Annotated in this window: 21 protein-coding genes; 15 read left to right on the top strand and 6 right to left on the bottom strand. The window is 26.6% G+C overall.

The features are described from left to right. The 8 genes from AC11VW_RS03320 to AC11VW_RS03285 all read left to right on the top strand — a co-directional run. Nucleotides 1-211, top strand: a 211-nt coding sequence (locus AC11VW_RS03320; protein WP_484299969.1) for a hypothetical protein, incomplete at its 5' end; no start/stop codon positions are given. Between the two features lie 111 nt (nucleotides 212-322). After that, nucleotides 323-985: an SDR family NAD(P)-dependent oxidoreductase gene (locus tag AC11VW_RS03315; RefSeq protein WP_484299968.1), complete on the top strand. Its 663-nt coding sequence runs from the start codon at nucleotides 323-325 to the stop codon at nucleotides 983-985. 215 nt (nucleotides 986-1200) lie between these two features. Beyond that, the gene (locus AC11VW_RS03310; RefSeq protein ID WP_484299967.1) at nucleotides 1201-1335 is read left to right on the top strand and encodes a hypothetical protein; all 135 of its coding nucleotides are present in this window, start codon (nucleotides 1201-1203) and stop codon (nucleotides 1333-1335) included. 304 nt (nucleotides 1336-1639) lie between these two features. Then, nucleotides 1640-1828 (top strand): hypothetical protein, encoded by a 189-nt coding sequence (locus AC11VW_RS03305; RefSeq protein WP_484299966.1) that lies wholly within the window; start codon nucleotides 1640-1642, stop codon nucleotides 1826-1828. Between the two features lie 23 nt (nucleotides 1829-1851). Further along, nucleotides 1852-2094, top strand: a complete 243-nt coding sequence (locus tag AC11VW_RS03300; protein WP_484299965.1) for a hypothetical protein — start codon at nucleotides 1852-1854, stop codon at nucleotides 2092-2094. Nucleotides 2095-2140: 46 nt separating this feature from the next. Further along, nucleotides 2141-3343 carry a homoserine dehydrogenase gene (locus AC11VW_RS03295; protein ID WP_484299964.1) on the top strand — a complete coding sequence of 401 codons (1203 nt, stop codon included), beginning with the start codon at nucleotides 2141-2143 and terminating at the stop codon, nucleotides 3341-3343. A 406-nt stretch (nucleotides 3344-3749) separates the two neighbouring features. Further along, a complete protein-coding gene (locus tag AC11VW_RS03290) occupies nucleotides 3750-4418 on the top strand; it encodes a response regulator transcription factor (protein ID WP_484299971.1) in 669 nt (222 codons plus the stop codon). Continuing rightward, nucleotides 4402-5670, top strand: a complete 1269-nt coding sequence (locus AC11VW_RS03285) for a sensor histidine kinase (protein WP_484299963.1) — start codon at nucleotides 4402-4404, stop codon at nucleotides 5668-5670. The genes AC11VW_RS03290 and AC11VW_RS03285 overlap by 17 nt, the downstream gene beginning before the upstream one ends. 195 nt (nucleotides 5671-5865) lie before the next feature. Here AC11VW_RS03285 and AC11VW_RS03280 read toward each other — a convergent pair whose 3' ends face one another. Further along, complete coding sequence (locus AC11VW_RS03280; RefSeq protein ID WP_484299962.1) at nucleotides 5866-6408, bottom strand: permease; 543 nt, start codon at nucleotides 6406-6408, stop codon at nucleotides 5866-5868. After that, nucleotides 6408-6887 carry a permease gene (locus AC11VW_RS03275; protein ID WP_484299961.1) on the bottom strand — a complete coding sequence of 160 codons (480 nt, stop codon included), beginning with the start codon at nucleotides 6885-6887 and terminating at the stop codon, nucleotides 6408-6410. Before AC11VW_RS03275 ends, AC11VW_RS03280 begins: the two co-directional genes overlap by 1 nt. A gap of 267 nt (nucleotides 6888-7154) precedes the next feature. Here AC11VW_RS03275 and AC11VW_RS03270 point away from each other — a divergent pair, with 267 nt between their 5' ends. Next, nucleotides 7155-7382: a hypothetical protein gene (locus tag AC11VW_RS03270; protein ID WP_484299960.1), complete on the top strand. Its 228-nt coding sequence runs from the start codon at nucleotides 7155-7157 to the stop codon at nucleotides 7380-7382. Nucleotides 7383-7449: 67 nt separating this feature from the next. Here AC11VW_RS03270 and AC11VW_RS03265 read toward each other — a convergent pair whose 3' ends face one another. Together AC11VW_RS03265 and AC11VW_RS03260 are read right to left on the bottom strand one after the other, a co-directional pair. Continuing rightward, nucleotides 7450-8853, bottom strand: coding sequence for a YfcC family protein (locus tag AC11VW_RS03265; protein ID WP_484299959.1), 1404 nt, complete (start codon nucleotides 8851-8853; stop codon nucleotides 7450-7452). A 217-nt stretch (nucleotides 8854-9070) separates the two neighbouring features. Continuing rightward, entirely contained in the window at nucleotides 9071-10303 is a 1233-nt protein-coding gene (locus AC11VW_RS03260; protein WP_484299958.1) for an LL-diaminopimelate aminotransferase, read from the bottom strand. A gap of 642 nt (nucleotides 10304-10945) precedes the next feature. On the opposite strand from AC11VW_RS03260, the gene AC11VW_RS03255 reads away from it, so the two are divergent. After that, the gene (locus tag AC11VW_RS03255) at nucleotides 10946-11326 is read left to right on the top strand and encodes a DUF6483 family protein (RefSeq protein WP_484299957.1); all 381 of its coding nucleotides are present in this window, start codon (nucleotides 10946-10948) and stop codon (nucleotides 11324-11326) included. Between the two features lie 206 nt (nucleotides 11327-11532). Next, nucleotides 11533-12384, top strand: coding sequence for a DUF4438 domain-containing protein (locus AC11VW_RS03250; RefSeq protein ID WP_484299956.1), 852 nt, complete (start codon nucleotides 11533-11535; stop codon nucleotides 12382-12384). Between the two features lie 80 nt (nucleotides 12385-12464). On the opposite strand, the gene AC11VW_RS03245 is transcribed toward AC11VW_RS03250, so the two are convergent. After that, nucleotides 12465-13637: a DEAD/DEAH box helicase gene (locus AC11VW_RS03245; RefSeq protein WP_484299955.1), complete on the bottom strand. Its 1173-nt coding sequence runs from the start codon at nucleotides 13635-13637 to the stop codon at nucleotides 12465-12467. 175 nt (nucleotides 13638-13812) lie between these two features. Here AC11VW_RS03245 and AC11VW_RS03240 point away from each other — a divergent pair, with 175 nt between their 5' ends. The 4 genes from AC11VW_RS03240 (at nucleotide 13813) to AC11VW_RS03225 (ending at nucleotide 17857) form a co-directional block, all read left to right on the top strand. After that, entirely contained in the window at nucleotides 13813-14757 is a 945-nt protein-coding gene (locus tag AC11VW_RS03240; RefSeq protein ID WP_484299954.1) for an L-lactate dehydrogenase, read from the top strand. A gap of 213 nt (nucleotides 14758-14970) precedes the next feature. Beyond that, nucleotides 14971-16044, top strand: a complete 1074-nt coding sequence (locus AC11VW_RS03235; protein ID WP_484299953.1) for a lysylphosphatidylglycerol synthase transmembrane domain-containing protein — start codon at nucleotides 14971-14973, stop codon at nucleotides 16042-16044. Between the two features lie 217 nt (nucleotides 16045-16261). Further along, on the top strand, nucleotides 16262-17170 hold the full coding sequence (locus AC11VW_RS03230) for an ABC transporter substrate-binding protein (RefSeq protein ID WP_484299952.1): 909 nt from the start codon (nucleotides 16262-16264) through the stop codon (nucleotides 17168-17170). 75 nt (nucleotides 17171-17245) lie between these two features. Beyond that, entirely contained in the window at nucleotides 17246-17857 is a 612-nt protein-coding gene (locus AC11VW_RS03225; protein WP_484299951.1) for a methyltransferase, read from the top strand. A 146-nt stretch (nucleotides 17858-18003) separates the two neighbouring features. Here AC11VW_RS03225 and AC11VW_RS03220 read toward each other — a convergent pair. Then, a partial coding sequence (locus AC11VW_RS03220) for an IS3 family transposase (protein WP_484299970.1) occupies nucleotides 18004-18089 on the bottom strand: 86 nt, incomplete at its 5' end.

Genomic DNA, 18089 nt, shown 5'->3' with positions numbered 1-18089 from the left:
ACTAAGTAAAGAAACTATAAAAAATATAAAACAAAATTTATTTTGGGCATTTGGATACAACACTATAGGCATACCAATAGCAGCAGGAGTTTTATATATATTTGGTGGACCATTATTAAATCCAATGTTTGCCGCCGCCGCAATGAGCTTAAGTTCAGTTTCAGTTGTAAGTAATGCACTTAGACTTAAAAACTTTAAAGCATATAAATAATTTTAAAAACTACTAATATAAAAAAATATAGATATAAGGATATTAGAAGAGCTCGCAGATGATTTATATGAATAAATTTATAGAGTGAAAATTCTAGAGGGAGGAATTATAATGAAAAAGATATTAGTAACAGGGGCTGGGAGTGGTTTAGGTGCAGAACTTGCGAAATGCTATGCAGAAGAAAAAAATCATATTATACTAGTTGGACGTACAATAGAAAAACTAGAAAAAGTAGCAACTATAATTAATCAAAACGGCGCAAGTGCTGAATGTATGGTTTGTGATATAAGTAACATTGAATCAGTGAAAGAATTAGAAAAAAGAATTTCTCAAAATCATACTAGTATAGATTATTTAATAAATAATGCAGGAGTGGGTTTTTTTGGACCTATAGAAAAGCTTACTATATGTGAAATGAATAGGATGATAGATATAAATGTTAAGGGAACGATTATGATTACACAGGCATTATTACCTTATATAAATGAAAGAATATTGAATATAATATCAACAGCTGGCTTGAAGGGAAAGGCCCATGAATCTGCGTATGTCGCTAGTAAATTTGCAGTTAGAGGATTTACAGAAAGTCTTCAACAAGAGTTAATAGATACAAGTTTGAAAATAACGGCAGTATATATGGGAGGGATGGATACACCGTTTTGGGATAAATCAACACATATAAAAGATAAAAATAGATTAAAATCTGCAGCTGAGATAGCTAAAGAAATTAGAATGAAGGATGACGGTAGAGCTGAAATTATAATTGGTAAATAGAAGTAAGAAAATTGATCTCAACACTTTTCTTAAAATAGCCTAAAATCTAAATGTTAATAAAAAATTATATGACATCAGAAATATATACTAACGTCAAATTAACGGGATATATTGAATGAGCATGATGCCATAATTTATAAGTATTAAACTAGAAAAGAGGTATTAATATGAAAAAATTTATAGGTATAGTGCTACTTATTTTAATTATGGGATAGATGTATTATTTTTCTAGACAAGATGGAATAACATCATCAGGTGCATTAGCTGGAGTAGGTATATTTTTTATACTTACAATAGTATTCAAAGGGATAAAAGCATTGTTTTTTAAAAAAAATCAATATAACAATTAATAAAGTAGCTACAGGATAACCTGTAGCTATTTTTATATACTAAGAGATTATAAAAATATGACACTGTGGATAAGTAATGCATAATACGACAAATAATATAAAACAGAGAATACTTTGGTTATATTCAATTAATTTAGTGAATTTAGACTATTTACTAAAAAACATAGGTATAAAAAATAATATGTAATAAAAAAATAGTATATAATAAAAAAAAATTTAAATTGCGCAATGAAACAAACATTGCTACGATAAGTATTAAATATATTCAAGAAACAAAATACAAAATAAAAAGGAGAGAGATTATATGAATAAAAAATTATTTATTCTTGGACCTATCGATACTAGAGAAGATGTCTTACAAAAAATGTCTACTCCGATGATAGGCCACATAGGAGAAGAAGCATCACATCTACAAAAAAGTATAAGCCAGAAATTGCAAGGATTATTTTACACCGAAAGTACAATACTTTTATCTATATCGTCAAGAACCTGATTAATGAAAGGTACTATGCGTTCTTGTACATCAAAAAAGCAATCCATAGAGTTAGAAAAATACCTTTCAGATGCGTATGTTTCGATTTATTAGAAATGTATGCATATCTTATCAAGAAAAACTACCAATACCATTCAACTACATCTATTTCTCATATGTTTACATTAGATTATCAGCTAGATGAAATAGTAAAAGAAGAACTAGAAAATAGATTTAAAAGAGATGAAAATACATTTCAAAGCAAAAGAAAATTTAGAAAAATTTAGAGATAATGATATTGTATTTTGAAAATATTAGAGGGGGAAACAAAAAATGAGAATAGGAATATTAGGATATGGAACAGTAGGAAGTGGGCTTATAGAATTATTAGATAATAATAAAGTTAAAAGAGATATAGAGATAAGTGCTATATTAGTTAGAGATAAAGAAAAATATGAAAATGAAAAATACTTAAATAAAATAACTACAAATATAGAAGATGTATTTAATAAAAATATAGACATATTAGTAGAGTTAATGGGAGGATTAAACCCTTCATTTGATTATATAAAAAGAGCACTTAATAATAAAATACATGTAGTGACAGCAAATAAAGACTTAATAGCAGAACATGGAGAGGAACTTATAAAGATAGCAAATAAAAATGATGTAAGTATTAAATTTGAAGCATCAGTTGGGGGTGGAATACCTGTATTAAAGCCGTTAATTGAATCATTAGAAGGAAATAAGATAGACAGTATAAATTCAATTTTAAATGGAACTACTAATTTTATACTATCAAAAATGCATGATGCAAATTTGTCATATGATGAGGCTCTAAAACAAGCGCAGGAATTAGGTTTTGCTGAAGCTAACCCAGACTCTGATGTTTTGGGATATGACGCAGCAAGAAAATTATCAATATTATCTACATTAGCTTATGACAACAGAGTTTATTGGAAAGACCTTTATTTAGAAGGAATAACTAATATAGATGAAAAAGATATAGATTATGCTAAGCAATTAAATTGTAAGATAAAACTAGTTGGTCAAAGTAAATATAACAAAGGTAGAGTGAGCGGATTTGTTAGGCCAGTTTTAGTAGATAATGAAAGTATATTAGCTAAAGTAGATAATGAATTTAATGCAGTAATAGTAAATGGAGATTCAGTAGGGGAAGTATCATTTGTAGGTAAAGGAGCAGGCAAACTAGCTACAGGTAGTGCTGTATATGGTGATATATTAGATATATTAGATAATAGAACTTCAAGTATAAATTCATTTACTAAGGACAAAATACAAGTTGAAAAAATAATTAAAAATAAGTGTAGTGCTTTACTTAGATTTGAATGCTATAAAAAGAAAGAAGTATTAGATATAATCGGAGAATGTAGTGAAAGTTATGATATATTAAATGAAGGTGATGAGCTTGCTATAATGGTTCATGCTAATTCAGAATATGAAATAAACAATAGCATGTGTGTAATAAAAGACTTTGGATACTGTGAAAGCATAAGTAAATTATTAAAGATATAATACTTAAAACACACTTATAACCATAGAATCTGAAAGTATAATTGTGTATTCTTCAAATTATTTTACAAATAATAATTAAAATTGTATGAGGACTATGACTATTAAGTTATAGTCCTTTTTAGATATCTTTAACGTCTCTATTTTAAATCTATAATTAGTTTTAACCAATATCAACACTGTTTTTAAATATAGCCTAAAATTTAAATGTTAATAAAAAATCACATGATATCAGAAATATATACTAACACCGAATTAACGAGATATATTGAATGAACATGAAAAATATTTGTTATAGATAGGACTGAATTGAATTTCATACAAAATTCATATATGATGTATAATACTTATGATAAAATTGAATGAGGATAAAATATCAAACATACAAAATAAAGTAGGAGTTGGTAAGATGAGTGCATCGATACTAGTAGTAGAAGATGATTTTAACATACAGGAACTTATAGTAGAATTTTTAAGTTCACAAGGATACAGCGTAGATTATGCAAATGACGGAGTAGAAGGAATACAAAAGTTTAAACAAGGAAGTTATGATTTGGTAATATTAGATGTAATGATGCCTAATTTAGATGGACATTCAGTTTGTAAAATGATTAGAAAAACTTCAAGTGTACCAATAATATTTTTAACAGCATTAAATGATGAAAGTGATCAGGTTAAAGGATTTGAATTAGAATGTGACGATTATATAACAAAGCCATTTTCATTTAAATTACTTATAAAAAGAGTAGAAGCAGTACTTAGAAGAACAGTTCAAGGTAGTAGTGACGATTGTATATCATTTGAGAGTTTGAAATTAGATTTAAATACTTATACAGCTCATATAAATGATGAAATAATAGAGCTAACATTAAAAGAATTTAATATATTAAAAGCATTAATAGAAAAATACCCACAAGTTATTACAAGAGAAGGTTTGTTAGATAGTATTTGGGGATATGATTATTATGGAGATACAAGAATAGTTGATGCACACATAAAAAATATAAGAAAAAAAATAGTTCTACCATATATAAAAACTGTAAAAGGAATAGGGTATACACTTGAGAAAGATATTTAATAAATGGGAAAACTTAAATATAAAGTATAAGTTATTTTCAATAACTACAGGACTTTTATTAGCATTAGCTATAACAATATATTTAATCTTATATTTTTTATTACCATCATATTATCATAAATATAAAATAGGATTATTACAAGAAAGTATAAAAACCTTAAATGAGCAATCTGTAAACTATACTACAGAAGACTTAGAGCAAAGACTTTTTCATATGGCAAAAAAACAAAACTTATCAATATTATTAACAGATTATAATGGCAGGATAATTTATGGTAAAAATGAATTTATAATATTAAAATATAGTGAATATATAATAAATGATAATAGTAAAGAGTTTCAACTATCTATTCCAATATATACAAAGGACTCTATTTTGCCATATAGATTAAATATAGTAATGCCACTTCAACCAATTGATGAAGCAAGTAATGTTATTAGAAATCTTATTCCATATATAACTGTAGTAGCTATTTTAATAGCAATGATAGGGGCATACATATATTCAAAGGTTATAACAAAGCCACTAATTAATATAATTGAAAGCGAAAGAGAAGCTGAAAATAGAAGAAAAGACTTTGTGGCAACAATATCACATGAATTAAAAACTCCAATAACTATAATAAGTGGTCAATTAGAGGGAATGATTTATAATATAGGTAAATATAAGGATAGGGACATATATCTGCAAAAATCATATGAGTCAACACAAGAATTAAAAGAATTAGTTAATGAAATGATAGAAGTATCAAAATGTGAAATATTAGAAACAGATTTAACGTTAAGTAAGGTTAATTTGAGTAAGCTTTTAAATAGACTACTTCAAAGACAAATGTTTTTAATAGAAGAAAAAAATATAAAAATAACTTTAAAAATAGAAGAAGACATTTATGTACAATGCGACGAAGAAAGAATAGCAAAAGCTATAAATAATATAATTAATAATGCTATTAAGTATTCTCCACAAAAAGAAAGTATCATAATAAGATTGTATAAAAGCAGTCAAAAAAATTCTAAGAAAAAGATTTATATAAAGACCTTCTTAGAAATAGAAAACACAGGTGTTACAATAGATGAAAAATATTTAAGTGAAATATTTAAACCATTTTTTAGAATAGAAAAATCTAGATCAAGAAAAACTGGAGGTAGTGGTTTAGGTTTATACTTAGTTAGTCAGATATTTAAAAGCCACGGATTTAATCATAGTTTAAAAAACAAAGAAAATTCAGTAATATTTATCATAGAATTTTAGAAAATAAATTTTCAAATATCATTCACAATAAACTCACATTAAATTCACATAAGAAATGTATTATAGAAGTAGATAAAGACTAGCTTAAAAACTATAATATAATACCCTGTTGTAATGGCAACCCTCCCTCACATCCTCATATAGAGTTGCCATTACAAGAAATCCCCCATAAAACTCCAATTATGGGGGATTTTCTTATTCAACTCTAGAATCTGCTGAAGGTATAGAAGGTTTAAATTTTTTATTTACAAGATAATCAACTATATATCCCATAATTATAACTCCAGGAATGTCTATGATAAGTCTTACTAATGTGAACTTATAGCCTAAAGCACCTATTTCAAATAATAGTGTAGAAGATTTAGTAACACACCAAGCATTTAAAAAAATTATTATATTAGAAAACTTAACCCCCTTTTTAATAAGTACAGCAGTAAATGGAAAAGCAGCATACATAGGGCCTGCAGCAAAAAAAGCGATTAAAAAAGATAATAATATTCCTACAAATCCAGAATTACGACCCATATACTTCATAAAGTATTCTCTAGGAACCCATACATCTAAAAGTCCTAACAATATCATAACAGGAGGTAAAATAGATAACATTTGTAAAATGTTTAATTTAGTACTATTAAAAATACTAAGTCCTAAATTTTGATTAAAAAAATAGATTATTATACAAATTATAAAACCTATTAAAAAATATCGATAACGATTTAAAATAAATTTAATATTCATTACCCTAAAACACCTCCTACAAAAAACGCTACTACAAATGCAAATAAAAATGCAATTAAATTCCTATAAAAAGCAGCTTTTTTACCTATATAGCTAGCTTCTAGAGAAAATGTCAAAACTCCAACCATAGTTAAAGTAGAAATAAGAGCACTAACTTGAGCATATCCAGCACCACTTTTTAATAAAGAATCTCCTGTTGAAAAAGCTACGAAAGTTGGCATCATAGTGATAGAACCAACAATAGAAGATAAAGTTATTCCAAATAATTTAGACTCAGGGCCGATAAGATTTGATATTGTAGCAGGATTTACAATTGATAAAACTATACTAACAATAATTATTATAAAAAGAAATTGAGGCATTATATTTTCAAAAGATTTGAAACCATTTTTTAGAGCTAATTTAGTCTTTTCTTTATCTTTTATAAAGGACATTACAAGAAGTATTACACAAAGACTATAAATAATATAAGGTGTCATACAAATCCCTCCCTACTTAATAATATAGTATGAAAACTAGTTAGTATTAGTTAATTTAATATATTATTACGTTTTAAATAATTATGATTTTTTATCTTTAAACTTAAGTAAAATTCATGCTTTAAAATAACTATGATATGAAGCATCGAATTACATATAGTATTTTAAAATATATATATTATTTTATAAATAATTTTCAATAATTTTTAATAATTTTTAATGATTTGGTAAAAACTAATATATATAATGATTAAGGAGGCTACTAAAATGAGTATTATTAAAAAAGAAATGGAAAATCTTAAAAATGATTTACAATCAGGAATGAAAAAAACACAATATGTAATGAAAGATACAGTAGAAGATATTAAGGATGATGCAAAAGGTGTTATGGTGGGCATGCAAATGAAAAAAGATGAGATGATGGAAGGATATGAACAAAAGAAATTTGCAAATGACTTAAAAAAACAAATGGAAAAAGAACCAAAATTTAAATAATAAACAATTCACATTAAAAAATGATGATATTATACTAAAATAAAAAAGAAGGCATGTGCCTTCTTTTTTAAAATCCTATATATAAACTTATTGTTAAAAGTATCATACATGCAACTATCAATATTGCTGATAATGGAGCTACAAACTTAACCCACTTAGACCATGGAATATTTGCGATAGATAATGCTCCCATTAGCACTCCTGATGTTGGAGTTATCATATTTACAAGTCCTGATCCAAATTGATAAGCAGTCACTATGGATTGACTTGGTACACCAACTAAATCACTAAGTGGTGATAAAACAGGCATTGTAAGTGATGCAAGACCTGAACTTGACGGTATTAAGAAAGTTAAAGCTCCCTCTATAATCATTGTTAAGTTTATAAATACAAACTTTGGTAATTTTTCTAATAAAATTGCAGATGAGTTTAATATAGTATCTATTATAAATCCATTCTGTGCTACTATAACTATACCACGTGCTAGTGCGATCGCTATTGCTGCTAGAACTAAATCTTTAGCGCCATCTATAAATGAAGTAGCTATTACATCTTGTTTAAGCCCTCCAGCTATACCAGATATAACACCTATTCCAATAAATATCATTGCTATTTCTGCTATGTACCAACCTTGTGTAAGTACTCCCCACACCATAGTACACATACCTATTACAAATATTAAAAGAACTATTGCTTCTCTTAATGTAATTTTATTTATAGTATCTGCTGTATATGCTACTTCACCTATTGAACGTCTATCTATTTCATACACTATAGATGACGTAGGATTTTTCTTTACTCTTTTAGCATAAGTCATCATAAATGTTATAGCTATTGTCATAAGAACTACAAATATTATAGCTCTATACTCTATTCCAGATCCTGGTGTTATTTGAGATAATGCTTGGGCTATACCTACTGAAAAAGGATTTACAGTAGAAGCTGTACATCCAGCTAAAGCTCCTAAAAATATAGTTCCTACTGCCGTTAGTGAGTCATATCCTAGTGACGTCATAAGAGGAATAAGTATCATATAAAATGGTAGTGTTTCTTCTGCCATTCCAAATGTAGTTCCTCCTAATCCGAATAATACCATAGATACAGGTATTATAAAAACTTCTTTTCCTTTAAGCTTACTTATAGCGGACCTTATCCCTGACTCGATAGCCCCAGTTTTATTTACTATACCAAAAGATCCTCCAACTAAAAGGACAAATCCAACTACTTCTGCTGCATCTATAAATCCATTTATAGGAGCCATAAATACATCATCTATTCCTTGGGGATTACTCTCAACAGATTGGTACGTTCCTGGAACTACTACCATTCTATCATTTACCTCTTTTCTACTGAATTCTCCACTTGGTATTATCCACGTAAGAACTGACATTATAACTATAAGTGAAAATATAATAGTATAAGTATGTGGTATAATTAATTTCTTCTTGTTTGTTTGTGTAACATCATTCATATGTTATCTCCTCCCTGTTCTTTGTTATCTTTTATTCATATCCCTTAACTATTCTATTTTAAACAATAGGGAAGTAGACGTAAAAAAAGCCTTGAGTTTTCGCACAAGTCTATAAACATTCTTTAATATAATTATAAGCTAGCAATAATTATGTAGTGAAAGCTATGTATTAAAATGTCCTTGAAAAAGGGTACATTTTAATACATAGCTTTTTATATTAGAATTCTAGGTTTAATTTAATTAATCTATCTTTGATTTCTTTCATTATATCTATTTCATCATCTAAGTTATTAGCATCATAAGTTGCAGAAAATCTCAAAAAGCTTCCACAATCATCCCAAGGTACAGTAGATATAAGAGCATTAGAAAGAATATATAAAGACGCATCTTCAGCATTTTTAAATTTATATCCATCTTTAACCCCTTTAGGAATAGGAACATAAATGTAAAAACCTCCCTTAGGTTTTTTTGCATCAAATCCTACGTCTTTTAAAGTATTAACCATTAAATCTAATCTCCTAGAATATCGTTCACAATTTATATCAGCTAAAGTATAATTATCAAGTGCATAAGATCCAGCTAATTGAATAGCTTTAAATTGACCAGAATCAGTATGTGATTTTACAGTAGCATAAAGCTTAATAGCTTTTTCACTTCCAACTAAAAAAGCAAGTCTCCATCCTGTCATATTAAATCCCTTAGAAAGGGAGTGAATTTCAATACAAACATCCATTGCACCGTCAATACTTAAAATACTAAGAGGTTTATAACCGTCATAAGTTAAACTTCCATAAGCTAAATCAGATATTACTAATATATTATTTTCTTTTGCAAATTTAACAACGAATTCATAAAACTCAGTACTTGCAACTTGACCTGTTGGATTATTAGGATAATTTAAATATAATAATTTTGCCCTTTTAAGTATATCATCAGGTATACTTTCAAAATATGGATAAAAATTGTTTTCTTCGCAAAGAGGTAAATCATAAACTTGGCCACCTAAAAATTTTGTATATGTTGCAAGAGTAGGATAGGCAGGTTTAGGCATTAAACATATATCACCTGGATTTATAAAACATAAAGGAAGCATGGCTAAAATTGATTTAGAGCCAATTCCATGCATTATATTATCTTTAGTAAGGTTATTTAAGTTATATACATTATTTAAATATTTACAAGCAGATTCTTGAAAAGTATCTATTCCATTATCTGTATAAAATCTATTTTCTTTTTTTCTAGCCTCTTCATTTAAAACCTCGACAATAGATAAATCAGCCATTTGGTCAGGCTCACCTACACCCATATCGATAAGTGGAATATGAGGATTTTTTAAGGTAGCCTCTTTAGTTAATTTTTTTATTTTTTCGAATTTATATAACTCTTTATTACCTTCAAAAAAAGATGCACCACCTAACCTACTAGAAACTAAATTGTCCAAAAACTTCATTGAAATCCCTCCAAAAAGATTAGTATAATATACTATATTAAAAAATGGGGAATTTCGATACAAAATATAAATAAATTTAAATAAAATATAACAAGTAGTAGATAAATAAACTTAAGTTGAACTTCATGAATAGAAAAAATATTGATTCTTTAGAAAAATCTACAAAAATATACATTCTAAGTTATTAATTGGCATGTTTAAAAGGCATTAAAAAGGAAAAAATAAATATATCAGAAAGGGTGATATTATGGATAAAAATAAAAAACAAAAAGAAAATAAAACAAATTTAATTCAAAATTTTATAAATCAAATACAAGGCACTTTAAACAGAAAAGATAAGAAAAAAAGAAAATAAAAATAAAAAGCGATTAACAAAAGATAAAGCATAACTAGTAAAAATAATTTACATTAGAAAAAACTTGCTAAGTTACTAAAAAATTTATAAAGCAAAAAACAAAAGGGATAGAAATTTAAATAGACTATAATAGATATCGGATATTAAGTATAATATGTATACTTATATCCGATATTTTATTATATAACATAATTATTAAACGTATATATTACAAGTAGTATATTTAGTTTTTATGAAAGTGATGAATAATATTTAATAAAAAAATTTAAATAGAATGGAGAATAATAATGGAATATACACAAGACTGGCTACTTAGACAGATTGAAGCTATAGGAAGATGTATAGCTAAATTAGTATTTAAAAAAGATACAATAGAATATGAAATAAATGACCACGATAATTATTCACAGACAGATATGTTATATAAAGAAATTCAATTACTTATTAAACAAAATAAAATTTGTGAGGCTGAAAATTTGATTTTTAAAAGTTTAGATGAGAGTAATATAGATTATTTAAAGTTAGCTATGGATTTTTATCAAGATATTAATAAACTAGATGATGAAAAATTAGAAGAATGTAATTTCTCAAGAGAAGAAATAGTAGAGGGATTATATGATATTCTAGCAATTTATAAAATTCCACTTTTTAATCAGACTTTAATATAGTGAAAATAACAATATTAATAAATTGTATATTTTAGATAAGTGAGATTTTAAAGATTATGCATAATATTAGGTTTTGATAAAGAAATATCGCTTTTGTTTTTTGAATCAATATTCTGAAAATAAAAATGTGAATTATTGCTAATATATGTAATTTATACTACAATGAAATTTAGGGAATAAAATCTAATTTATTAAGGAGTATGAGTATGTTAAAAACTAATAAAGAAAAAGTAGTAAAATGGTCTGTACAAGGAAAAATACACCATCCACTAGGTGGAAACTATAGAATAACTCATGAAGGAAAACCAATGATACTTCCAGCTACAGGAGGTATATCATATAATGTAGCAGTAGGAGATAGTGCATTCTCATGGGAAGGGGATCATGTAGAGCCGGGAGTGTCTATTAGAAATGAAAATTCATCAGAAAATGCAGCTCTTATAACTTTTGCATGTATAGGAAATGAAGCTAAAGTAGTATCAGGTGATGCAAAAGGAAAAAAAGGTTATGTAACTGGAATGCATGGTGGAATAGATCATGTATTAATACATTTTGAAAAAGATATATTAGAAGATTTAGCAATAGATGATAAAATAATGATAAAAGCATATGGTCAAGGTTTAAGTTTAAATGATTATGAAAATGTTTATATAATGAATATAGACCCAGAATTATTTGAAAAATTAAATATTAAAGAAGAAAATGGAAAGTTACAAGTAAATGTTGTAGGAAAAGTTCCTGCATATTTAATGGGTTCTGGAATAGGCTCAAAAAGTGCAGCTACAGATGGAGATTATGACATAATGACCGCTGATATGGAAGAAATAAAAAGGTTAGGACTTGATAAATTAAAATTTGGCGATATAGTATTACTGCAAGATTGTGATAATACTTATGGAGTTGGATATTTAAAAGGTGCAGTAAGTATAGGTGTAGTAGTACATAGTGATTGTGTAAAATCTGGTCATGGACCAGGAGTTACTGTTATAATGACAAGTAAAGAAAGTATTATAGAAGGAATAATAGATGAAAATGCTAACATAGTAAACTGTATGTAATAGTTTATAGCAAAGTTAGTTTTAGGAGAATGCAAAAAGTGCCGATAATATCGGCACTTTTATACTAATTTTAATAATTGTTACTTCTTTTTCTTAGCTTTATTTTGATGATTAGAAGAATCTATAAGCTTACCTTCTTTTAATTCTTTTGGTTTTATATCTATATTGAACTCTTTCTTATAATCTCTTATAGTAGATAAATTTTGGTTTGTAACTATAGATATAGTATCACCTGTTCTATTTCCTCTAGCAGTTCTACCAGATCTATGAACGTACTCATTTTTACTTGCAGGGAAATCTAAGTTAAATACATGTGTTATATCAACTATATCTAATCCTCTAGCAGATAAATCTGAAGAAACTAATATCTTAGCTTTTCCTATTCTAAATGCATTTAAAGCATTTTTTCTATCTTCTTTAATCATTCTACCAAATATTCCAACAGCCATATAGTTATGGTAGTTTAGTTTTTCAGTTATAGCTTCTATACTATCTTCATCATTAACAAATATTATAGCTCTTTTAGGATTAGTAGCAGCTATAGCTTTTCTAAGTAATGTAAATTTATCTCTTTGATCGCCATATAAGTACATATGATTTATATTAGGGTTTATAACTGATTCGCTATTAGCTTTTATTATTTCAGGTTCTTTCATTATAGAATTACATATATCTATAGTAGAATCATTTAAGCTAGCAGAGAAACCTAAAAGTTGCCTGTCTCTTAATGTAGTTTTTATTATGCTCTTAACAGTATCAATATTCTTTCCGCTAAGTAAGCTATCAACTTCATCTAATATTATAGTTTTTATATTATGAGCTTTTAATTTTTTTTGCTGTATTAAATCTAGCACTCTTCCACAAGTTCCAACAACTATGTGAGGCTTTATTGCTTTTATATTCTTTATTTGCTTTTGTATATTAACTTCGCCTATTAAAGAAAAAGCAGTTACATCCATATTTGAATTTGTAGATAGTATCTTAGCTTGTTCTACTATTTGCATTACTAATTCATGAGTAGGTGCAAGTACTAATACTTGAGTTTCTCTTTTAGTAGTATCTATTTTTTCAAACATAGGTATTAAGTAAGTTAGGGTTTTACCACTTCCAGTTTGCGCATTAACTAATAAATCCTTATTTTCTAATATTTTACCTATAGATAAAGATTGAACTTCTGTAGGTGCTTCTATGTTTTGCTTTTTTAATCCATCTATTGTATTTTGCTTTAAATTCAATTCATTAAATGTTGTCATTTTTTACTCCTTTTGTGTTTTATAAATTAGTGTATTTTTAATTATACACTTATTATTCAGATTTTAACAGAAAACAATTCAAAATTACTTGTAAAATGTAAAAATTAAGTTTACAGATTTAAGTTTAGGGAAAATTATTATATAAGAGTTAATTATACAATTAGGAGGAAAAATAATGAAAAATAATAAAGTAGTAGTAGTGGGAACTGGGATGGTTGGAATGAGTTATGCTTACTCTATGTTAAATCAAGGAACTTGTGAAGAATTGGTTTTAATAGATTTAGATAAAAAAAGAGCAGAAGGTGAGGCTATAGATTTAAATCACGGGCTTAGCTTTGCACCTAGAAAAATGAAAATATATGCAGGGAATTATAGTGATTGCTCTGATGCATATATCATATGTATAACAGCAGGAGCAATACAATCAGAAGGTGAAACGAGACTTGATTTATTACATAAAAATACTAAAATAATGAAATCTATAATAAATGAAATAAAAAAATCAGGATTTAGTGGAATATTATTAATAGCTACAAATCCGGTTGATATAATGACTTATGTAGCATGGAAATTATCAGGGTATGAAAAGTCAAAAGTAATAGGTTCGGGTACAACTCTAGATTCAGCAAGACTTAGATATACATTAAGTGAAAGGTTAGATGTAAATCCAAAAGATATAAATGCATATGTAATGGGAGAACATGGTGATTCTCAATTTGTTGCATGGAGTTATGCATTCTCTGGAGTTCAGCCAATATACCAAATAGCATCGAGAAAAGATGACAAAATAGAATTTGGAGACTTAGAACAAATAGAGGATGAAGTTAGAAATATAGCTTACAAAATAATAGATTGTAAAAAGTCTACATACTATGGAATAGGTATGGCTTTAGCTAGAATAACTAGGGCAATACTTGAAAATGAAAATAGTGTTTTAACAGTATCTTCATTTTTAAATGGAGAATACAATCAAAATGACGTTTATATAGCAGTTCCAAGTATTGTAAATAAAGATGGAGTGAGGGAGGTTATACATCTAGCACTAGAAAACACAGAAAAAACTAAATTAAATAATTCTATAGAAATAATGAAAGAGAATATAAATAAACTTGATATATAATTGATAGATAATAAGGAGCTATCTCAAAATTATAAGATATGTTAAATAGTTATATTTTTATAAAAAAAGGTGTCTCTGATGATTATAAAAATTATTTTGAAACACCACATTTTTATATTATTAAAGGTATGTAAAATGAATCAAAGGTATTGCATATAAGCTACAAAATAGTATATGATGTATTAATGGTTAATAAAAATTAGGAGAAAGATTATGACAAAATTGACTAAGAAGAAAAAAGCTTTTATACAATATGGATCATTATTGTTTATAATATGCCTTACAACCTATTTAGTATCGACAACTTTAGATATAACATTAATACCTCATGTAATAAAAATAGTTAACAAAAATTATATAATGCTAGGAATCTTTTTAATGCTAGTTTATATATTATTTGAATCATTAATACTTCATATAATAATAAGCTCAATAGAAAAGACTAAGGTGAAATTTATCGGATTTAAAATGGCTACAATGGGTTTTTACTATAATTTAGTCACACCATTTGCTTCTGGAAGTCAGCCAATACAGGTATATACTTTAACGCAGTATAATGTAAGTCTTAGTAAATCTATAGCTATAGTAACAAATAAAACAGTAATATATCAAGCTATGGTCACAATTTATTGTGGATGCTTTATAGCCTCAAATATAAAATTTTTAAAAATAGAAATGCCTTCAATAATGATATTAATGACAGCCGGAATGTGCATGAATGTATTTATGTTGTTTATCGGAATGCTAATAGTATTTAGGCCACAGAAAATGAAATTTATAGTGAATTTTATTATAGATATATTATGTAGATTAAAGATATTAAAAAAAATAAAAAATAAAAAATCTCTTATAAACTTATATATAGACGAATATAGCCATTCTATAAAAATGTTTATAAAAAACAAAAAAGCTTTAGTTTTAAGTTTAGTATTAACATTTATACAACTTAGTATATATTTCAGTATAGCATATTGTATTTATAAAGCATTTAATTTAAGTGGTTTAAGTTATTTTAACATATTGACTCTTCAAGTATTTTTATATATGGCAGTGTCGCCAGTTCCAACTCCAGGTAATATAGGAGCAAATGAGATAGCATTTTTAACTATATTTGCAAATGCATTTCCAAAGGAACTTATGGGATATGCAGTATTTTTATATGGAGGGTTTGTATATTACTTTATGATAATAATATGTGGAATATTTACTATCAATACACATTACCATATGGGAAAATACAAAAGAAAAATATCTTATATAAAAGCAAAGAGCAAAATCTTAAATTAGTTAAAGTACGAATTAAATTTTATAATATATAATAAATTTTAATATAAAAAGCTACAGTTCACTGTGAATTATAGCTTTTTATATTGCTTAATTTAATAATTATAAAAAAATATATCAAATAAATAATTTTGACACGATTTTGACACAAAAAATATAAAATTATACATTATAATATATTTGTGTTAAAATAGTACGAATATCAGAGGGAGAATTAGAAATGACAAAAAGGATAACATCGATTTTAGCTACAATTTTAGTGGTTATGTTAGCAATAGTTGGATGCACGCCAAAAGAAAAAATTGTAACAGATAGAGAAGGAAATGAAGTAAAACTTCCAAGTAAAATGGAAAGAATAATATCAACAGCACCATCAAACACAGAAGTATTAGTAGAATTAGGTTTATCAGATAAATTAGTTGCAGTAGACAAATATTCATCAGGTATAGATGGATTAGATAAAAATATTGAAAAAATAGATTTTTTAAATCCAGATGCAGAAGCAATAATAGCACTAGACCCAGATATAATAATAGCATCAGGACATAACAAAAGCGGAAGTAGCCAAGATCCATTTAAACTTATACAAGAAGCTGGAATAAGTGTAGTATACATACCAGTTAGTAACAGTATCCAAGGAATTTATGATGATATAATGTTTATGGCGGATATTACTAATACTACAGACAAAGGTCAAGAGATAATAGATAATATGAAAAAACAAGTTGAAGAAATAAAAGCTATAGGTGACACTATAACTGATAAAAAGAAAGTATATTTTGAAATAGCTCCAGCACCAAGTTTATATAGTTTTGGTAACTCAACATTCTTAAATGAAATGATAGAACTTATTGGAGCAGAAAATATATTTAAAAATGAAAAGTCATGGATAAGTCCAAGTGAAGAAGCTGTAATAGATGCTAACCCAGATATAATATTAACTAATGTAGATTATGTAGAAAATTCAACTGAAGAAATAAAAGCTCGTAAGGGATGGGAAAATATAAATGCAATAAAAGAAAATCAAGTATTTTTAATAAATGCAAATGTATCATCTCGTCCATCTCAAAATGCAGTCAAAGCATTAAAGGAAATGGCAACTGCTGTTTATCCAGAAAATTTCAAATAAAAATGTACAATCAAAACTGGCACTCATTAGGAGCCAGTTTTTTTATAAAAATAAAGATATTAGAGGAGGATAACTATGGAAGAGCAATCTTATGAAAAGCTATTAAATATAAACACAACAGGAGAAGAACTTTGGAGTGAGAAAATAGCTCACTATCATCCATATCAGGCAACATCGTATAAAGCTTTAGAAATATTATTTAAAGAGTATAATGTAGAAGAAGATGACCATATAGTTGACTTTGGATGTGGTAAAGGAAGACTTAATTTTTATATGAATTACTTTTTCAAATCAACTGTAACAGGAATAGAAATGGATGAAAAATACTATCATGATTGTCTTTGTAATAAAGAAACCTACTTGAAAAAACATAAAAGAAGTAGTAGTAAAATTGATTTTAAATGTTGTTTTGCACAAGAATATGAAATTAGTATATTAGAAAATAAATTTTATTTCTTTAACCCATTCTCTGTAAAGATATTTAGAAAGATTATAGATAATATATTAAATTCGGTATACGAACATGAAAGAAATGTTGAGTTAATTTTATATTATCCATCAGATGATTATATATATTATTTAGAAAATGAAACACCATTTATTTTAAAAGATGAAATTATATTAAATGATTTATATAATAAAGATAGCCAAGAAAGGTTCTTGGTTTATCAACTAAAATTAGAGTAAGAAAATAAAGATTAAAAGGTGGAAAAAAGTTTATTTAGATTGCGATAATGATTATAAGCGATTTTTCTAAGATATAAATTTAATAAAAAGTGTAGTTACTATTAATGAACTGCTCCCTGTCAAGTAGACAGTGCAAAAAATAAAAATTAAGCAACTAAGGTCTGCTCTCGGTATTCCATCGGAGACAGGCCTTTTAGTTTTTTCTGTAATCTTTTATTATTGTAAAAATCTA

The sequence above is a fragment of the Romboutsia sp. genome, from assembly GCF_056995035.1.
The sequence above is the reverse complement of the archived record's forward strand: the minus strand, read 5'-3'. Positions and strand labels throughout refer to the sequence as shown.

Excerpts from the sequence above, each read along its gene's own strand:
- AC11VW_RS03265 (WP_484299959.1), bottom strand. The coding sequence starts at position 8,853 with ATGAATGATGTTACACAAACAAACAAGAAGAAATTAATTATACCACAT.
- AC11VW_RS03245 (WP_484299955.1), bottom strand. The coding sequence starts at position 13,637 with ATGACAACATTTAATGAATTGAATTTAAAGCAAAATACAATAGATGGA.
- AC11VW_RS03315 (WP_484299968.1), top strand. The coding sequence starts at position 323 with ATGAAAAAGATATTAGTAACAGGGGCTGGGAGTGGTTTAGGTGCAGAA.
- AC11VW_RS03260 (WP_484299958.1), bottom strand. The coding sequence starts at position 10,303 with ATGAAGTTTTTGGACAATTTAGTTTCTAGTAGGTTAGGTGGTGCATCT.
- AC11VW_RS03240 (WP_484299954.1), top strand. The coding sequence starts at position 13,813 with ATGAAAAATAATAAAGTAGTAGTAGTGGGAACTGGGATGGTTGGAATG.
- AC11VW_RS03250 (WP_484299956.1), top strand. The coding sequence starts at position 11,533 with ATGTTAAAAACTAATAAAGAAAAAGTAGTAAAATGGTCTGTACAAGGA.
- AC11VW_RS03230 (WP_484299952.1), top strand. The coding sequence starts at position 16,262 with ATGACAAAAAGGATAACATCGATTTTAGCTACAATTTTAGTGGTTATG.
- AC11VW_RS03295 (WP_484299964.1), top strand. The coding sequence starts at position 2,141 with ATGAGAATAGGAATATTAGGATATGGAACAGTAGGAAGTGGGCTTATA.
- AC11VW_RS03305 (WP_484299966.1), top strand. The coding sequence starts at position 1,640 with ATGAATAAAAAATTATTTATTCTTGGACCTATCGATACTAGAGAAGAT.
- AC11VW_RS03255 (WP_484299957.1), top strand. The coding sequence starts at position 10,946 with ATGGAATATACACAAGACTGGCTACTTAGACAGATTGAAGCTATAGGA.
- AC11VW_RS03310 (WP_484299967.1), top strand. The coding sequence starts at position 1,201 with ATGTATTATTTTTCTAGACAAGATGGAATAACATCATCAGGTGCATTA.
- AC11VW_RS03280 (WP_484299962.1), bottom strand. The coding sequence starts at position 6,408 with ATGAATATTAAATTTATTTTAAATCGTTATCGATATTTTTTAATAGGT.
- AC11VW_RS03235 (WP_484299953.1), top strand. The coding sequence starts at position 14,971 with ATGACAAAATTGACTAAGAAGAAAAAAGCTTTTATACAATATGGATCA.
- AC11VW_RS03270 (WP_484299960.1), top strand. The coding sequence starts at position 7,155 with ATGAGTATTATTAAAAAAGAAATGGAAAATCTTAAAAATGATTTACAA.
- AC11VW_RS03225 (WP_484299951.1), top strand. The coding sequence starts at position 17,246 with ATGGAAGAGCAATCTTATGAAAAGCTATTAAATATAAACACAACAGGA.
- AC11VW_RS03275 (WP_484299961.1), bottom strand. The coding sequence starts at position 6,887 with ATGACACCTTATATTATTTATAGTCTTTGTGTAATACTTCTTGTAATG.
- AC11VW_RS03290 (WP_484299971.1), top strand. The coding sequence starts at position 3,750 with ATGAGTGCATCGATACTAGTAGTAGAAGATGATTTTAACATACAGGAA.